General features: G+C 59.3%; 17 protein-coding genes and 1 pseudogene. 12 read left to right on the top strand and 6 right to left on the bottom strand.

Features of this window, described 5'->3' with window-relative positions:
• Window position 1: 1 nt before the first annotated feature.
• From J2Y56_RS03835 to J2Y56_RS03825, 3 genes and pseudogenes are all read left to right on the top strand, one after another.
• Window positions 2-289 (top strand): DNA-binding transcriptional regulator, encoded by a 288-nt coding sequence (locus tag J2Y56_RS03835; RefSeq protein WP_007949192.1) that lies wholly within the window; start codon window positions 2-4, stop codon window positions 287-289.
• Window positions 290-355: 66 nt separating this feature from the next.
• Window positions 356-523, top strand: a pseudogene (locus J2Y56_RS03830) (YhfG family protein); the annotation flags it as partial.
• Window positions 524-600: 77 nt separating this feature from the next.
• Window positions 601-954, top strand: coding sequence for a DUF1493 family protein (locus J2Y56_RS03825; RefSeq protein ID WP_310348704.1), 354 nt, complete (start codon window positions 601-603; stop codon window positions 952-954).
• Between the two features lie 143 nt (window positions 955-1,097).
• Here the strand turns inward: J2Y56_RS03825 and J2Y56_RS03820 are convergent, their stop codons facing one another.
• From J2Y56_RS03820 to J2Y56_RS03810, 3 genes are all read right to left on the bottom strand, one after another.
• Complete coding sequence (locus J2Y56_RS03820) at window positions 1,098-2,639, bottom strand: phosphoenolpyruvate carboxykinase (RefSeq protein ID WP_007949196.1); 1,542 nt, start codon at window positions 2,637-2,639, stop codon at window positions 1,098-1,100.
• A 180-nt stretch (window positions 2,640-2,819) separates the two neighbouring features.
• Complete coding sequence (gene hslO, locus J2Y56_RS03815; protein ID WP_007949197.1) at window positions 2,820-3,722, bottom strand: Hsp33 family molecular chaperone HslO; 903 nt, start codon at window positions 3,720-3,722, stop codon at window positions 2,820-2,822.
• A gap of 201 nt (window positions 3,723-3,923) precedes the next feature.
• The gene (locus tag J2Y56_RS03810) at window positions 3,924-4,331 is read right to left on the bottom strand and encodes an RNA-binding S4 domain-containing protein (protein ID WP_007949198.1); all 408 of its coding nucleotides are present in this window, start codon (window positions 4,329-4,331) and stop codon (window positions 3,924-3,926) included.
• Between the two features lie 234 nt (window positions 4,332-4,565).
• On the opposite strand from J2Y56_RS03810, the gene J2Y56_RS03805 reads away from it, so the two are divergent.
• Window positions 4,566-5,027 (top strand): ATP-dependent zinc protease, encoded by a 462-nt coding sequence (locus J2Y56_RS03805; protein ID WP_175649051.1) that lies wholly within the window; start codon window positions 4,566-4,568, stop codon window positions 5,025-5,027.
• Window positions 5,024-5,929, top strand: a complete 906-nt coding sequence (gene rimK, locus J2Y56_RS03800) for a 30S ribosomal protein S6--L-glutamate ligase (RefSeq protein ID WP_007949201.1) — start codon at window positions 5,024-5,026, stop codon at window positions 5,927-5,929. The genes J2Y56_RS03805 and rimK overlap by 4 nt, the downstream gene beginning before the upstream one ends.
• A gap of 96 nt (window positions 5,930-6,025) precedes the next feature.
• On the opposite strand, the gene J2Y56_RS03795 is transcribed toward rimK, so the two are convergent.
• From J2Y56_RS03795 to J2Y56_RS03785, 3 genes are all read right to left on the bottom strand, one after another.
• Window positions 6,026-7,339 (bottom strand): ATP-binding protein, encoded by a 1,314-nt coding sequence (locus J2Y56_RS03795; RefSeq protein ID WP_310348702.1) that lies wholly within the window; start codon window positions 7,337-7,339, stop codon window positions 6,026-6,028.
• 103 nt (window positions 7,340-7,442) lie between these two features.
• Window positions 7,443-8,183: a two-component system response regulator OmpR gene (gene ompR / locus J2Y56_RS03790; RefSeq protein WP_007949203.1), complete on the bottom strand. Its 741-nt coding sequence runs from the start codon at window positions 8,181-8,183 to the stop codon at window positions 7,443-7,445.
• Window positions 8,158-8,286 (bottom strand): hypothetical protein, encoded by a 129-nt coding sequence (locus tag J2Y56_RS03785; RefSeq protein WP_310348699.1) that lies wholly within the window; start codon window positions 8,284-8,286, stop codon window positions 8,158-8,160. Before J2Y56_RS03785 ends, ompR begins: the two co-directional genes overlap by 26 nt.
• 258 nt (window positions 8,287-8,544) lie before the next feature.
• Here J2Y56_RS03785 and J2Y56_RS03780 point away from each other — a divergent pair, with 258 nt between their 5' ends.
• From J2Y56_RS03780 to tauD, 7 genes are all read left to right on the top strand, one after another.
• Complete coding sequence (locus J2Y56_RS03780) at window positions 8,545-10,869, top strand: Tex family protein (RefSeq protein ID WP_310348697.1); 2,325 nt, start codon at window positions 8,545-8,547, stop codon at window positions 10,867-10,869.
• Window positions 10,869-11,252 (top strand): PaaI family thioesterase, encoded by a 384-nt coding sequence (locus J2Y56_RS03775; protein WP_310348695.1) that lies wholly within the window; start codon window positions 10,869-10,871, stop codon window positions 11,250-11,252. Before J2Y56_RS03780 ends, J2Y56_RS03775 begins: the two co-directional genes overlap by 1 nt.
• A 243-nt stretch (window positions 11,253-11,495) precedes the next feature.
• A complete protein-coding gene (gene gshA / locus J2Y56_RS03770) occupies window positions 11,496-13,079 on the top strand; it encodes a glutamate--cysteine ligase (protein WP_310348693.1) in 1,584 nt (527 codons plus the stop codon).
• A gap of 237 nt (window positions 13,080-13,316) precedes the next feature.
• Entirely contained in the window at window positions 13,317-14,294 is a 978-nt protein-coding gene (tauA, locus tag J2Y56_RS03765; protein ID WP_007949208.1) for a taurine ABC transporter substrate-binding protein, read from the top strand.
• A gap of 16 nt (window positions 14,295-14,310) precedes the next feature.
• Complete coding sequence (tauB, locus tag J2Y56_RS03760) at window positions 14,311-15,105, top strand: taurine ABC transporter ATP-binding subunit (protein WP_310348692.1); 795 nt, start codon at window positions 14,311-14,313, stop codon at window positions 15,103-15,105.
• Window positions 15,102-15,935, top strand: coding sequence for a taurine ABC transporter permease TauC (gene tauC, locus J2Y56_RS03755; RefSeq protein WP_310348691.1), 834 nt, complete (start codon window positions 15,102-15,104; stop codon window positions 15,933-15,935). The genes tauB and tauC overlap by 4 nt, the downstream gene beginning before the upstream one ends.
• 59 nt (window positions 15,936-15,994) lie before the next feature.
• Window positions 15,995-16,837 carry a taurine dioxygenase gene (gene tauD / locus J2Y56_RS03750; protein ID WP_310348689.1) on the top strand — a complete coding sequence of 281 codons (843 nt, stop codon included), beginning with the start codon at window positions 15,995-15,997 and terminating at the stop codon, window positions 16,835-16,837.
• Window positions 16,838-16,878: the final 41 nt, after the last annotated feature.

Here is a 16,878-nt window from a genome sequence, read left to right as displayed (position 1 = left end):
CGTGAGCAAGTTTTTTGATGAGCTAATGGAAAGCGTGCAACAGATGGACGAGATCGTACGGGGTGAGCGTCTGCCTTCCCGCGAATTCCATGTGGATGCGTTGCAAGTCAAAGAGATTCGCAAGGCTACTGGACTGACTCAGGCAAAATTCGCAGCGTTGATCGACGTCCAACTCGGCACTCTGCGCAACTGGGAACAGGGCCGCCGCGAACCGACAGGGCCAGCCAAAGCCCTGCTGAAAGCCATACATAATGACCCGGTCCATGTGTTGAATGCGTTAGCCGGCTGAACAGTGCAGCACTGTTGAATTCCCCCTGTCCCAGCATTCAAGCATTCGTAGCCCGAGGTAATTATGATGACTGAATTAACGTTCAAACATAAACAAGCTCACTACGAAAAGGTCCGTCGCTCAAATTACTTGGCCAGTCTGCATCTCTCAGGATTCGACACCTCACCGGCTGACCTCGATAGGCCGCTTCTGACACGAGAAGAAGCGCTCGCCAAATACCGACAAGACACTCCGCCACAATCTGCTCCCGCTCTTCCCCCCAAGCTTGGTGAATTATAAGATCCATCCAAGCCCAAACTGACACCCCTGCAATGAACCTCGCCCCCAACTTCCCCGACGACCACACAATGCACCTGCTCATGCAGTTGCTGCATGAAGAGCTCGGCCTGCCCGAACGCAAAACCATCAGCCTCACCACCTCGATCAACTTCGACCTGGGTTGTGACGGTGCCGATGCACAGCATTTGATGGAAGCACTGGAAGAGCAGTTCGGGATCGACTTCGTGGACTACGACGCCTATCGCTACTTTCATCCTGAGGGCTTTGACGTATCCCTCAAGCGCCGTGCCAAAGGTCGCGGCGACAAAGTCCCGCTGACCATCGACATGCTCTACCAAGCGATCAAGATGCAACGATGGGACACACAGAAACTGGAAGGCATCTAGCCAACCCCATAAGTGCCATTATTCTGGTCGTTTAGCGCGTTTTCAGCTGGAATATTGGCAGTTGTGCACGTGGCGTGTGTAAATCGAACGCCCACAAAAAAGCCGCCTCTTCGGGCGGCTTTTTCATTACATCAAACCAACGCTTACAACTTCGGCCCAGCAGCCTTGATCGCGTCGCTCACTTCGAACTTCTTGAAGTTCTCAACGAACAAACCGGCCAGCGCCTTGGCAGATTCATCATAAGCAGCCTTGTCAGCCCAGGTGTTACGTGGGTTCAACAGGCCAGTTTCAACGCCCGGCACAGCCAATGGCACGTCGAGGTTGATGGTGTCGAGGTGTTCGGTTTCAGCACCGATCAAGGCGCCGCTCTGGATCGCTGCGATCACCGCACGGGTAGTCGGGATGTTGAAGCGCTTGCCAACGCCGTAGCCACCACCGGTCCAGCCGGTGTTGACCAGGTAGACCTTGGAGCCGAAGCCGCGGATGCGTTTGATCAGCAGCTCTGCGTATTCGCCAGCCGGACGCGGGAAGAACGGTGCGCCGAAGCAGGTGGAGAAGGTCGACTTGATGCCGCTGCCGGAACCCATTTCGGTCGAACCCACCAGTGCGGTGTAGCCGGACAGGAAGTGGTAGGCCGCTTGTTCTTCGCTGAGGATCGACACAGGCGGCAGTACGCCGGTCAGGTCGCAGGTCAGGAAGATCACAGCGTTTGGCTCGCCACCGAGGTTCTTCTCGGAACGCTTGGCAACGTGCTCAAGCGGATAGGCTGCGCGGCTGTTCTGGGTCAGGCTGACGTCGTCGTAGTCGGCGTGCTTGGCGTCATCGATAACGACGTTTTCCAGGACTGCGCCGTGCTTGATGGCTTTCCAGATAACCGGCTCGTTCTTCTCGGACAAGTCGATGCACTTGGCATAGCAACCTCCTTCGATGTTGAACACCACGCCCTCACCCCAACCGTGCTCGTCGTCACCGATCAGGTAACGGCTTTCGTCGGCGGACAGGGTGGTTTTACCGGTGCCGGACAGACCGAAGAACAGGGTCACGTCGCCCGCTTCACCGATGTTGGCAGCGCAGTGCATTGGCAGCACGTCAGCGGCCGGCAGCAGGAAGTTTTGCACCGAGAACATGGCTTTCTTCATTTCACCGGCGTAGCGCATGCCAGCGATCAGCACTTTCTTCTGTGCGAAGTTGAGGATCACGCAACCATCGGAGTTGGTGCCGTCACGCTCTGGAACGCATTCGAAGTTGGCAACGTTGAGCACCTGCCACTCATCACGGCCAGCCGGGTTGTACTGGGCCGGGTTGATGAACAGGCAACGACCGAACAGGTTCTGCCAGGCAGTCTGCGTGGTCATTTTTACGGCCAGGTAGTGGTCGGCGGACGCACCTACATGAACGTGGGAAACGAAATGCTCTTGCGCATTGTTGAACGCCTCAACGCGGTCCCACAGGGCATCGAACTTGTCGGCCGGGAACTTGCGGTTGATCGGGCCCCAGGCGATAGCGGCCTGAGTGGTCGGCTCTTCAACGATGAAACGGTCGACTGGCGAACGGCCGGTACGGTGACCGGTACGAACAACCAGCGCGCCGGTATCGGCAAGCTCGCCTTCACCGCGATTCAGGGCTTCTTTAACCAGATCATCAACACTCAGATCGGTGTACACGGCGTTATTGGCTTGCGTCATGAGGTTCCCCATCGGCCAGTGGCCGAGTGCTCCAAACGTTTTGTAGTAGAAAGTCGTGCACTACTACCGCGAGAAAAAGTGGGCCGGATTATGCCAGAAACGCCCAAAAAAAGTAGGGCCCTCCCGTCGTTACGGCGTAATTCCGGCACTAACCAGTGAATTTACCTGCGCTGAACCGTTTTAGTGACGGGTATCTGACGGCGTCTCGACGCCCGCACCGGCGAATAATTGGGCGATATCGGCAGCATCGAACAGGTAACGCTGGTTGCAGAACTGGCAATCGATCTCGATGTTGCCACCGTGCTCGACCACCAGATTTTGTGCATCTTCTTTACCCAGACTGACCAGAGCATTGGCCGAACGTTCGCGCGAACAGCTGCAACGGAAACGCAGTTTCTGCACATCGAACAGACGCACCTGCTCTTCATGGTAGAGGCGATGGAGTACGGTTTCGTTGTCCAGGCTCAGCAGTTCATCGGCGGTCAGGGTACTGCCCAGCGCGGTGATGTGCTGCCAGCTGGCGGCGCGTTCTTCTTCGTCTTTCAAGCGGTCGGCGGGCAGTTGCTGAAGCAGCAGGCCACGGGCGCGACGGCCATCGGCGTACAGCCAGAAGCGGGTGCCGACCTGTTGGGACATGACGAAGTAATTAGTGAAGCACTCGGACAGGGTTTCGCCGTCGAGGTCGACGATGCCCTGATAACGCTGACCATGGGTCGGGTCGACCGTCAGCGCCAGAACGCCGTTGGGCATCAGGTCGGCGAGCGTCGCGTCGGGGGCGATCTGGTCGGCCTCGTAACGGGCCAGGCCGCGGATGTCGCGCTCGCTGGAGCACTCGATCATCAGCAGCGGGATCGGGCCGTCGGAACGGGCCTGCAGAATCAGCAAACCATCGAATTTCAGCGCGCCAACCAGCAGCGAGGCGGCGGCCATCAGTTCGCCGAGCAGTTGTGCGACCGGTTCCGGGTAGGCGTGTTTGGCCAGGACTTCGGCGTAGCTGAGCTCCAACGAGACCAGCTCGCCACGGGTGTCGCTGTCATCGAAGATGAAGCGTTGGGTGAAGTCGTTATCCGGTAGGTCGGTCATAGGTCTGGTATCTGAATTGATCAAAATTGGGGTTCAAAGCCTCTGACGCCATTGGCCCTCTTTATGGCCCAAGGAGTCGGATGTTGTAGTGATTTTCGACGAGTGGCTATTTATCAGCACGTTGTACCGTCGGGGAATGTCCCGATATGGTTACTCATCCAGCCAATTGCAAGTCCGCCGCAGTCAAAGGCCCTGATCAGGCTAGTCGCCACTACTATTGCCGCGAAACTTGAACAAATCCCGTCGCTGTTTCTTGCTCGGTTTGCCATCGGTGGTCATCCCCAGCGCACCCGCCTTGCGCTGGGCAGCGGCGTTTTCGCGCTTGGCGATGCTGGCCTCGGTTTCGGCATACAGCGTCTGAGCCTCCGGCGCGCCACGGCGAACAATGGACAACGCTTGAACCACGACCGTACGTTCTTCGAAACCGGTGCGGATCACGAATTCGTCACCTACTCGTGGTTCCTTACCTGGCTTACAACGTTCGCCCCGGCAATGCACCTTGCCGCTTTCAATCGCCGCCTTGGCCAAGGCACGGGTTTTGTAAAAACGCGCGGCCCATAACCATTTATCGAGACGGACTTTGTCGTCCTCTTCATTTTTTTGTGCCATGGAATTTCCTCGCTCTGAAATATTGCTGAACTGTACTACCGTTTCAGTCGTACCAAGAATTGCACCGGCTCGGATTACAATGCACGCATTCCAGAACCTCCCTTGGGGGCTGGAAATCCGGGCCGTAGATATCTGTCGCCTTTTAACCATTATTCTGCGTGAATACCGCGAACTCGGTCGCTTGCGGGCCGAGCGGTTTCTACCGGTTGAGCAACTTTGAAGACATTTGACCATTTGACCGTTGTCGGTCTGCGCGAGTGGGTGGCGCTCCCTGATTTGGGAGTCGCGGGCCTGCGGGCAAAAATCGACACCGGTGCCAGCACCTCCAGCCTGCATGCCACCGACATCGAGCCGTTCGAGCGCGATGGTGAGCAGTGGGTGCGCTTCACCGCACACTTGGGCACGGTGGTGCAATTACGTCATCGACGCTGTGAAGCACCGCTGGTGACGATGAAAACCATTAAAAGCTCCAACGGTCACGCGCAGAAGCGATACGTGGTCAGCACCACCCTGGCCCTCGGTGATCGGGTCTGGCGAGTCGAGTTCACGCTCGCCTGCCGCAAATCCATGCGTTATCGCCTGTTACTCGGTTCAAAAGCCCTGATTCACGGCCAATTGGTGGTCAACCCGGGCATCAAGTACGTACAAGACAAGCCGGTGTTCCCGGTATCTACCTCCTCAACAGGTGTTGCATGAAGATCGCTGTGCTGTCGCGGAACCCGCGTCTGTATTCCACTCGTCGTCTGGTTGAAGCCGGTACCGAGCGTGGCCATGAAATGGTGGTGATCGACACACTGCGCGCCTATATGAACATTGCCAGCCACAAGCCGCAGATCCACTACCGCGGCAAGCCGCTGGAAGGTTTCGATGCGGTAATCCCCCGGATCGGGGCATCGGTAACGTTTTATGGCTGCGCGGTATTGCGTCAGTTTGAAATGATGGGCGTGTTTCCGCTCAATGAATCCGTGGCCATTGCCCGTTCGCGGGACAAACTGCGCTCGTTGCAATTGCTGTCACGCCGCGGGATCGGTTTGCCGGTGACCGGGTTTGCTCACTCTCCGGACGACATCCCCGACCTGATCGACATGGTCAACGGTGCTCCGCTGGTGATCAAGGTATTGGAAGGCACCCAAGGCATTGGCGTGGTGCTGTGTGAAACGGCAACGGCGGCAGAGTCGGTGATCGAAGCGTTCATGGGCTTGAAGCAAAACATCATGGTTCAGGAGTACATCAAGGAAGCTGGCGGTGCCGACATTCGCTGCTTCGTGGTCGGCGACAAGGTGATCGCCGCGATGAAGCGCCAGGCCAAACCTGGAGAGTTCCGCTCCAACCTGCATCGGGGCGGCAGCGCCAGCCTGATCAAGATCACCCCCGAAGAACGCATGACCGCATTGCGTGCGGCGAAGGTAATGGGGCTGGCGGTGGCGGGTGTGGATATCCTGCGCTCCAATCACGGGCCGCTGGTGATGGAAGTGAACTCGTCACCGGGTCTGGAAGGGATTGAAACCACCACTGGGAAGAACGTGGCAGGGATCATCATCGAGCATCTGGAGAAGAATGGCGGGCCGAATATGACGCGGACCAAAGGGAAGGGGTAGAAAAGCAGCTTTAAGCGGCAAGCTTCAAGCTGCAAGTGAAAAGCACCCGGCAGTCCCACGCAGGACTTGCTTTTCGCTTGCAGCTTGAAGCTGCTTCTATACCGCATCCCGAGGCAACATCAACCCCAGTGGCAACCGCACCCGCGCTTCCAGTCCGCCACCGGACCGATTGCGCAGCTCGACATTCCCGCCATGCATCGAAGCAATCCGCTTCACGATCGCCAGCCCTAAACCAGTCCCCTTGCCACCCCGGGCACGATCCCCGCGGGTGAATGGATTGAAGATCGCTTCCAGCTCGGAAGGATCAATCCCCGCCCCACGGTCCATGACACTCAGCACCACATACGGTGCGCTGGTATCGCCGGAGACATAAGCCGCCACCTCAACGCCACTGCCCGCGTGATGCAAGGCATTGCCGATCAAGTTGTTCAACAGGCGTTTCATCGACACCCGACGCAACGGAAACGGCTGGATCGGCTCCAGGCGCAGACGTACCTTTTCTTCGTTCTGGTTATACGGTGCAGCAACTTCGCGAACCAAGTCGCTGAGGTCAACCTCTTCCACCGATTCGTCACGGCCATCGCGGATGAACGCCAGGAACTGATCGAGGATCGCGTCCATGTCTTCGATGTCGCGCACCATGTCGTCGGTAAGATCGGTGCGATCCCCCATCAACTCCAAAGACAGGCGCAATCGGGTCAATGGAGTCCGCAAGTCGTGGGACACACCGGCCAGCATCAGCTCACGTTCGCGACCGGCCTGCTCGACGTCCTCGGCCATCTGGTTGAAGGCGCGATACACCTCGGTCATTTCGCTGGGCGTATCGCTGATAGGTAGACGCACGCTGCGCCCCTGGCCGAGTTGCCTTGCGGCATACACCAGACGTTTCAACGGTTGATTGAGCTGGCTGACGAAGATCCATGCCGACGCGGTGGACAGCAAGCCGATGGCGAGGAACCAGCCGAGCACGTTCCAGATTTTCTGCCCACGCAAGGGATGCGGGTACAGCGGCACTTTCAGCCATCCATCACCCAGGCTTGGCGCACGGACCCACAGCGCTGGCGGTGAGTGCATGCGTAACCGGACCTCGGTGTCGGCCCCCAGCTCGGCCTGCATCTGCCGCTGGTAGATTTCGCTGTACGGCCAATGGTGTTCACCTTCCGGCACACCAGCCCCCACCACCCGGATCAGCGTGGCCGCATCGGCGATCTTCGTGCGGTTTTCTTCATCGGCGGCCCAATAGGCGCGCAGCGTCAGGGCGACGCCGTGACTGTATTGACGGTCCACCAGCACGTCTTCGTTCATCAACAGATAAACCAGGGTCAGCGCCTTGGAAAACAGGACGACGATCAACACCAGCCAAAGGGTGCGGGAGAAAAAGCTCTGGGGGAACCAAACGGGGGTTTTCATGGATAGCCGCTACACACTGGCAGGAACGAGCGATGCTCGCATATTGCAGATCGCGAGTCTGCGGACAATATCGCCCGCAAGACCCGCTCCTGCAAATCACCGATCACTTGGTGGCGGCGCCATCCGGAACGAACACATAGCCCACGCCCCAGACTGTCTGGATGTAACGCGGCTTGGACGGGTCGGGTTCAATCATCCGGCGCAGACGGGATATCTGTACATCGATGGAACGCTCCAGGGCATCCCACTCGCGACCACGGGCCAGGTTCATCAGTTTGTCACGGGTCAGAGGCTGACGCGCGTTCATGACCAATGCCTTGAGGACCGCAAACTCACCGGTGGTGAGCATGTGCACTTCGTCACCGCGCTTGAGTTCGCGGGTCGCCAGCGACAGTACGTAATCACCAAAGGTCACGCTTTCGTCTTCGCTACCCGGCGCACCCGGTACAGGTGTCGACTGACGACGCAGGACCGCTTTGACGCGGGCCATCAGTTCGTCCGGGTTGAACGGCTTGGCCAGGTAATCGTCGGCGCCCAGTTCCAGGCCCTTGATGCGGCTCAGCTCATCGCCCTTGGCAGTCAGCATGATGATGGGAATCTGATTGTTCGCCGTGCGCAAGCGACGACAAGCGGTCAAGCCGTCTTCGCCGGGCAACATCAGGTCGAGGACAACCAGGTTGAACACTTCGCGCGCCAGCAGGCGATCCATTTGCTCGGTGTTCGGAACGGCGCGGGCGCGGTAGCCCTTGCTGACGAAAAAGCGTTCCAGCAGGCTGCTGAGCCCCGGATCGTCGTCAACAATAAGAATTTTTTCGCCTTCAGCAGTGTTTGCAGTGCTGCTCATTAGATGCTCCTTTGATCTCGGCGCGCATTATGGCGTAGCTGTCGTTATACGCACCGAGTGCATTGTTAGCAGATTTTTCCTCCACCGCCAGCAAACCGGTCATTACCACTCCAGCCTGCGATGCCCCCGAACGGCCGAACGCTGGTTATAATGCGCGGCCTTTTGTGTCAGGCAACATCAGACAGGTACTACAGGCAGGCGCTATTTATTTCCCTGCCGCCCGCAGTAAATGTTCGATTTCACGGGTCAATGGGGTGCCCTTTGATCCAGGCAGCGGCGCAGGCCAGGCCGCTCAACCAGACTCGCAGAGCCTTTAATTCTGCGCCTGCGAGCCTGCTTTCACAATTTGTCAGGTGGTTTTATGGACAGCATCAACAGCCGCATCGCCGAGGAACTCGGTGTACGCCCACAACAGGTCGAAGCGGCCGTCGCGCTACTCGATGAAGGCTCTACCGTTCCCTTCATCGCCCGTTACCGGAAAGAAGTGACCGGCAGCCTCGATGACATCCAGCTGCGTCATCTGGAAGAGCGTCTGCGCTACCTGCGAGAACTCGACGAACGGCGCATCAGCATCCTCGCCAGCATCGAAGAGCAAGGCAAGCTGACCCCACAACTCGAGCGCGACATCAAGCTCGCCGACACCAAGACCCGCCTCGAAGACTTGTACCTGCCCTACAAGCAAAAGCGCCGCACCAAGGGCCAGATCGCCCTGGAAGCCGGCCTCGGCGAACTGGCCGACGGCCTGTTCAACGACCCGTCCCTGACGCCAGACACCGAAGCCGCACGTTTCATCAACGCCGAAAAAGGCGTGGCCGATGTGAAGGCAGCCCTCGAAGGCGCCAAGTACATCCTCATGGAGCGCTTCGCCGAAGACGCTGGCCTTCTGGACAAACTGCGCAGCTATTTGAAGCAGGAAGCCACCCTCAGTGCCCGCGTTATCGCCGGCAAGGAAGAGGAAGGCGCCAAGTTCCGCGACTATTTCGAACACGACGAACCGCTGAAAAGCATGCCGTCGCACCGCGCGCTGGCGATTTTCCGTGGCCGCAACGAAGGCATTCTCAGCTCTGCGCTGAAAGTCGGCGACGAACTGCCGGGCACCATGCACCCGTGCGAAGGCATGATCGGCCAGCAATTCGGCATCCAGAACCAGAACCGCGCCGCCGACAAATGGCTGGGCGAAGTGGTGCGCTGGACCTGGAAGGTCAAGCTCTACACCCACCTCGAAACCGACCTGCTGGGCGAGTTGCGCGATGGCGCGGAAACCGAAGCGATCAACGTGTTCGCGCACAACCTGCACGACTTGCTGCTGTCCGCTCCGGCCGGCCCGCGCGCGACGCTGGGCCTCGACCCGGGCCTGCGCACTGGTTGCAAAGTTGCCGTGGTCGACGCCACCGGCAAGCTGCTGGATCACGCCACGGTCTACCCGCACGTGCCCCACAACAAATGGGATCAGACCCTCGCGATTCTTGCTGCCCTGTGCGCCAAGCATTCAGTCGACCTGATCGCCATCGGCAACGGCACCGCCAGCCGCGAAACCGACAAGCTGGCCGCTGAGCTGATCAAAAAATATCCGGCAATGAAGATGACCAAAGTGATGGTCTCCGAGGCCGGCGCATCGGTTTACTCGGCATCTGAACTGGCGTCGAAGGAATTCCCGGACCTGGACGTGTCGATCCGCGGCGCCGTGTCGATCGCCCGTCGCTTGCAGGATCCATTGGCTGAACTGGTGAAGATCGATCCGAAATCCATCGGTGTCGGCCAGTACCAGCACGACGTGTCGCAGCTGAAACTGGCGCGCGGTCTGGACGCGGTGGTCGAGGACTGCGTGAACGCCGTGGGCGTCGACGTCAACACCGCCTCCGTAGCGCTGCTGGCGCGCATCTCCGGTCTCAACGCGACCCTGGCACAGAATATCGTCAGCCATCGCGATGAGCACGGCGCGTTCAAAACCCGCGCAGCGTTGAAGAAAGTCGCGCGTCTGGGCGAAAAAACTTTCGAACAGGCCGCCGGCTTCCTGCGCGTGATGAATGGCGACAACCCGCTGGATTCGTCGGCCGTTCACCCGGAAGCTTATCCGCTGGTGCAGCGCATTGCCGCTGAAACCGACCGTGACATCCGTTCGCTGATTGGCGACGCGAGCTTCCTCAAGCGCCTCGATCCGAAGAAGTACACCGACGAATCCTTCGGTCTTCCAACGGTTACCGACATCCTGCAAGAGCTGGAAAAACCTGGCCGCGATCCACGTCCCGAGTTCAAGACCGCCGAGTTCCAGGAAGGCGTCGAAGACCTCAAGGACCTCGAACTGGGCATGATCCTCGAAGGCGTCGTCACCAACGTGACCAACTTCGGCGCGTTCGTCGACATCGGCGTGCATCAGGACGGTTTGGTGCACATCTCCGCGCTTTCAGAGAAGTTCATCAAGGATCCGCGCGAAGCTGTGAAGGCCGGTGATGTGGTGAAAGTGAAGGTCATGGAAGTCGACATCCCGCGCAAACGCGTAGGCCTGTCGATGCGCATGAGCGACACCCCGGGCGAGAAAGTCGACGGCGCTCGCGGTGCACGTCCGGGGTCGGCGCCACGTCAATCCCAGAACACCGCACCGCGCAAGGAAACCACCGCGCCAGCCCCGAGCAACAACGCGATGGCGTCGCTGTTCGCCAACGCCAAGCAGTTGAAGAAACGCTGATGGAGATCCCTGCCGGGCTGACCGAAAGCGCGTTTTTCAAGCTGTTGGGGTGTCGCTTGCACAGCCTGGAAACCGGGGTGGCGCAAGTTGCCCTCGGGCTTGCGCCAGAGTTGCGCAATCGCGGCGGCAAGCTGCATGGCGGGGCTTTGTTCAGCCTGGTGGACATTGCCATGGGGCTGGCCTGTTCCAGCACCCACGGCTTTGACCAGCAGAGCGCGACCATCGAATGCAAGATCAACTACATTCGCGCCGTTTCAGACGGTGAAGTGATGTGCACGGCGCGGGTGATCCACCCGGGCCGCCGCACGCTGGTGGTTGAAGCTGATGTGGTGCAGGGCGACAAACTGGTCGCAAAAGCACAAGGCACGTTCGCAGTCCTGTAGCTAGTTGTCATCGATTTGAGTTAATTTCGCCAGTACGCAACCTGTGGGAGCGGGCTTGCTCGCGAAGGCGGTGTGTCAGGCGACATTTGTGCTGACTGACACGCCCTCTTCGCGAGCAAGCCCGCTCATACATTGATTACGGAGAGTTTCAAAACCAGGCGAAAACGCCAGTTTTAACTTCACCCTTGTAGACCGTCTTGCCCACCCCCATATTGGGGCGACTGACGCGTGAAGGAATCCAACTTGAGCGAACTTCTCAACCGCCGCCTGGCCCTGCTTGGCGAGCGCGCTAACCTCTCTCTGCTCGAACAGTGCCTTCACGGCATCGAACGTGAATGCCTGCGCGTGACAGGTGAAGGTCGCCTGGCGCAAACGCCGCACCCGGAAGAATTGGGTTCCGCGCTGACCAACGAACAAATCACCACCGACTATTCCGAGTCGCTGCTGGAATTCATCACGCCCGCCCTGCCCGACCCGGCAGATACCTTGGCGAGCCTGGACAAGATTCATCGCTTTGCCTACAGCAAGCTCGGCAACGAGTATCTGTGGAGCCCCTCGATGCCGTGCCCGTTGCCGGCCGAGGCAGACATCCCGATTGCCTATTACGGCACGTCCAACATCGGTCAGCTCAAGTACGTCTATCGCAAGGGCCTGGCCCTGCGGTACGGCAAGACCATGCAGTGCATCGCCGGGATTCACTACAACTTTTCCCTGCCGGAAAAGCTTTGGCCGCTGCTCAAAGAAGCAGAAGGCTTCGTCGGCACCGATCGCGACTACCAGTCCTCGGCCTACATCGCGCTGATCCGCAACTTCCGGCGCTACAGCTGGCTGCTGATGTACCTGTTCGGCGCCTCGCCTGCGCTGGACGCCGGCTTCCTGCGCGGGCGCTCGCACCAGCTCGAACAACTTGACCCGGACACCTTGTACCTGCCGTACGCCACCAGCCTGCGCATGAGCGACCTCGGCTACCAGAGCAACGCTCAGGCCGGTTTGACGCCGTGCTACAACGACCTGTCGAGCTACACCGACAGCCTGCGCAAAGCGGTCGCCACGCCGTATGCGCCGTATGTCGAGATCGGTACGCATCAGGACGGTGAGTGGGTTCAGCTCAACACCAACATCCTGCAGATCGAAAACGAGTACTACTCCAACATCCGCCCCAAACGCGTGACCTACACCGGCGAACGGCCGATCCAGGCGCTGGTGGCCCGTGGCATTCAGTACGTCGAAGTACGCTGCCTGGACATCAACCCGTTCCTGCCGATGGGCATCGACCTGCCGGAATCGCGATTCCTCGACGCCTTCCTGCTGTACTGCGCGCTGAACGACAGCCCGTTGTTAACCAATAATTCTTGTGGCAACGCCACCTCGAACTTCCTTAGCGTGGTCAAGGAAGGTCGCCGTCCGGGCCTGCAATTGAAACGCGGCAGTGAATCGGTGGACCTCAAAGAGTGGGCCAGCGAGTTGCTGGAGCAGATCGCTCCGTTGGCGGCGATGCTGGATCAGAGTCATGGCGGCGATGCGCACAGCAAGGCGCTGGATGCGCAGTTGGCCAAGGTCAAGGATTCCTCGCTGACACCTTCGGCCCAAGTGCTGGCGGCGATGGCGGAACACAAGGAAAGCTTCGCTCAGTTCTCCCTGCGTCAAAGCCGGGCACATGCGGCGTTTTTCCGTAGCGAGCCCTTGAGTGGCGAGGATCAGGCGAAATTTGAAGAACGGGCGCGTTCTTCGCTGGCGGCGCAAGTGGAGCTGGAGCAGAACGAAGTCGGCGATTTCGATGTGTTTGTCGGATCGTATCAGGCGAGCATTCTGGCAATCAGCAACTGAAGTCTCCGCCCAATGATCGTTCCCACGCTCTGCGTGGGATTGCCTCAAGCCACGCTCCGCGTCCAGGTGACGCAGCGCGTCACGAGCTGCATTCCCACGCTGGAGCGTGGGAACGATCAGCTCCCACTAAAATCTTCCACTCATAAGCTAATTCTAAAAAGTTATTTATTTTAGAATTCTTAGATCATTTAGTCTCCTTTGACGCCGACACTCGGTCGCCTGACAAGGAGCTTCCCAATGAAACTGCATTTCCCACTTCGCCTCCTGGCGGCCGCCTCTTTGGCTGCAGCAAGTTTTTTTGCCCAGGCGGCTGACGTCACCGTCGCCTACCAGACCACCGTAGACCCGGCGAAAGTCGCCCAGGCCGACGGCGCGTACGAAAAAGCCACAAACGCCAAAATCGACTGGCGCAAATTCGACAACGGTGCCGACATCATCGCTGCCATCGCATCCGGCGACGTGCAGATCGGCTACCTCGGTTCCAGCCCGCTGACCGCTGCGATCACTCGCAAAGTTCCGGTAGAAACCTTCCTCATCGCCACCCAGATCGGCGCCGCCGAAGCCCTGGTCGCTCGTGACGGATCCGGGATCAAGACGCCACAGGATTTGATCGGCAAGAAAATCGCCGTACCTTTCGTTTCCACTGGCCACTACAGCCTGCTGGCGGCGCTGAAGCACTGGAACATTGATCCATCGAAAGTCACCGTCCTCAACCTCGCCCCGCCCGCAATCATCGCCGCATGGAAACGCGGTGACATCGACGCGACCTACGTATGGGACCCAGCCCTCGGTGTTGCCAAGGAGAATGGCAAAGTGCTGATCACCTCGGGTGAGCTGGCCAAGTTCGGTGCCCCGACCTTCGATGCCTGGATCGTGCGCAAAGACTTCGCCGAGAAGCACCCTGAAATCGTCACCGCGTTCGCCAAGGTCACCCTCGACGCCTACGCCGATTACCGCAAAGACCCGAAAGCCTGGCTCGCCAACCAGTCCAACGTCGACAAACTGGTGAAGCTCTCCGGCGCCAAGGCCAGCGATATTCCGCTGCTGCTGCAAGGCAACGTCTACCCGCTGGCAGCTGATCAGGTGCTCACCCTCGGCGCACCGACCACCAAGGCCATCACCGACACTGCTGTGTTCCTCAAGGAACAAGGCAAGGTCGAGGCCGTGCTGCCGGACTACGCGCCGTACGTCAGCGCCAAGTTCATCACCAACTGATCGGGAGTTAAGTGCGATGGCCTTGCTACAGCTGGAGCGCATCAGCGCACAGTACCCCGGCAGCCCGGACCCGGTACTGGCGGATATTTCCCTGAGCCTTGGGCCCCGGCAATTGCTGGTCGCCCTTGGCCCGTCCGGCAGTGGCAAGACTTCGCTGTTGAACCTGATTGCCGGATTTGTCGAGCCGAGCGCCGGGCGCATCACCCTTGACGGCGTGCCGGTCAAAGGCCCGAGCGCCGAACGCGGCGTGGTGTTTCAGGACGACGCCTTACTGCCCTGGCAGGACGTGTTGGCCAACGTTGGATTCGGCCTTGAGCTCGCCGGTGTTTCCCGGGAAAAACGCGAAATCCGCGCAAGGGAAATGCTCGCACTGGTAGACCTTTGCGGTTTCGAAAATCGTCGCATCTGGCAGCTCTCGGGCGGCCAGAAGCAACGTGTCGGCCTGGCCCGCGCATTAGCCGCCGATCCTCGTGTCTTGCTCATGGACGAGCCCTTTGGCGCCCTCGACGCGTTCACCCGCGAACAGATGCAAGAGTTGCTGTTGCAAGTCTGGCAGCGCACCTCCAAACCCGTATTCCTGATTACCCACGACATTGAAGAAGCGGTATTCCTCGCCACGGATCTGATTCTGTTGGCGCCCAATCCTGGGCAAATCGTCGAGCGTCTGAGCCTGGATTTCGGTCAGCGTTATGCCGCTGGCGAGTCGGCCCGAGCGATCAAATCCGACCCGCGCTTTATTGAAACCCGCGAACACGTGCTTGCCAAAGTCTTCTCCCAACGCAGCGCCGCCACGCGGCAGGAGCGCGCATGAGCAGCTATGAAATTCCGGCCATAGCAGTGAAACCCGGTTCAACAGTGATCCCTGTTCGTCGCAGTTTGAGCACACGCTGGATCAGCGTACTGACGCTGGTCGCCCTCGTTGCCACTTGGTGGGCCGTGACCAGCACGGGAATGATCGAACCGCTGTTCCTGCCGCCACCGTCTGCCGTACTGCAAAAAGGCTGGCTGCTGGTGACCACGGGATACATGGATTCGACGTTGTGGCAGCACTTGGGCGCGAGCCTCAGCCGCATCGGCCTGGGCCTGGGCTTTGCCGTGCTCACCGCCGTGCCGGTTGGCATCGCCATCGGCCACAACCGCATCGCTCGCGGCATTCTCGATCCGCTGATCGAGTTCTACCGTCCGATTCCGCCTTTGGCTTATTTGCCGCTGATCGTGATCTGGTGTGGCATCGGTGAGTTGTCGAAAGTGTTGCTGATCTACCTGGCGATTTTCGCCCCGATTGCCATCGCCACCGCGACCGGTGTGCGCACCGTTGACCCGGCCAAATTGCGTGCTGCGCAGTCGCTGGGTGCGACCCGGACGCAGTTGATTCGTCATGTGATTCTGCCAAGTGCCTTGCCGGATATTTTAACCGGTGTGCGCATTGGACTGGGTGTGGGTTGGTCGACCCTGGTCGCCGCCGAATTGATTGCCGCCACCAGCGGGCTGGGCTTCATGGTGCAATCGGCCGCGCAGTTCCTGGTGACCGATGTAGTGGTGCTGGGGATTCTGGTGATCGCGCTGATTGCCTTCGCCATGGAAATGGGACTGCGCGCCCTGCAACGCAAACTGGTGCCGTGGCACGGCCAGGCACACTGAAAAAACATCATGTGAAAACCCTACAAAAGCTCTACACCCCGAATTTGAAGAGAATCACCATGAGTGACCTGAACATTGTCCCTTTAAGCTCGGCTCTCGGCGCACAGATCAGTGGCCTCGACATCAGCCAGCCGCTGAATCTGGAGCAACGCGACGCCATCGAGCAGGCGCTGCTCAAGCATCAAGTACTGTTCTTCCGAGACCAGCCGATCACCCCGCAGCAGCAAGCGCGATTCGCCGCGAATTTCGGCGACCTGCACATCCACCCTATCTACCCGAATGTGCCGGAACAGCCTGAAGTGCTGATCCTCGACACCGCCGTCACCGACGTGCGCGACAACGCGATCTGGCATACCGACGTGACCTTCCTGCCGACCCCGGCGATGGGCGCGGTGCTCAGCGCCAAGTTGCTACCGGAGTTTGGTGGCGACACGTTGTGGGCCAGCGGGATTGCGGCGTATGAAGCGTTGTCGGCACCGATGAAATCCTTGCTCGAAGGGCTGACGGCGACTCACGATTTCACCCGGTCGTTTCCGCTTGAGCGTTACGGCAATACGCCCGAAGCACTGGCTCAGTGGGAGGAAGCTCGGCGCAAGAATCCGCCACTTTCACATCCGGTCATTCGCACACACCCGGTCAGCGGACGGCGCTCGTTGTTCGTCAGCGAAGGCTTCACGTCGAAGATCAATGAGCTGTCGGAAACCGAGAGCGAAGTGATTCTGAAGTTTTTGTTCGCTCATTCAACGCGACCGGAATTTACCATCCGCTGGCGTTGGCAGAAGGATGATGTGGCGTTTTGGGATAACCGCGTGACCCAGCATTACGCGGTGGATGACTACCGGCCGGCGCGGCGGGTGATGCAGCGGGCGACGGTGTTGGGGGATGTTCCGTATTTCCGCTAATTCCGGAATCCGATCGTTCCCACGCTCCGCGTGGGAATGCA

Origin of the sequence: Pseudomonas sp. BE134, assembly GCF_031456105.1 — a bacterium.
Lineage (GTDB): Bacteria > Pseudomonadota > Gammaproteobacteria > Pseudomonadales > Pseudomonadaceae > Aquipseudomonas.
Note: the sequence above shows the minus strand (reverse complement) of the source record. Positions and strands in the feature narration are given on the sequence as shown.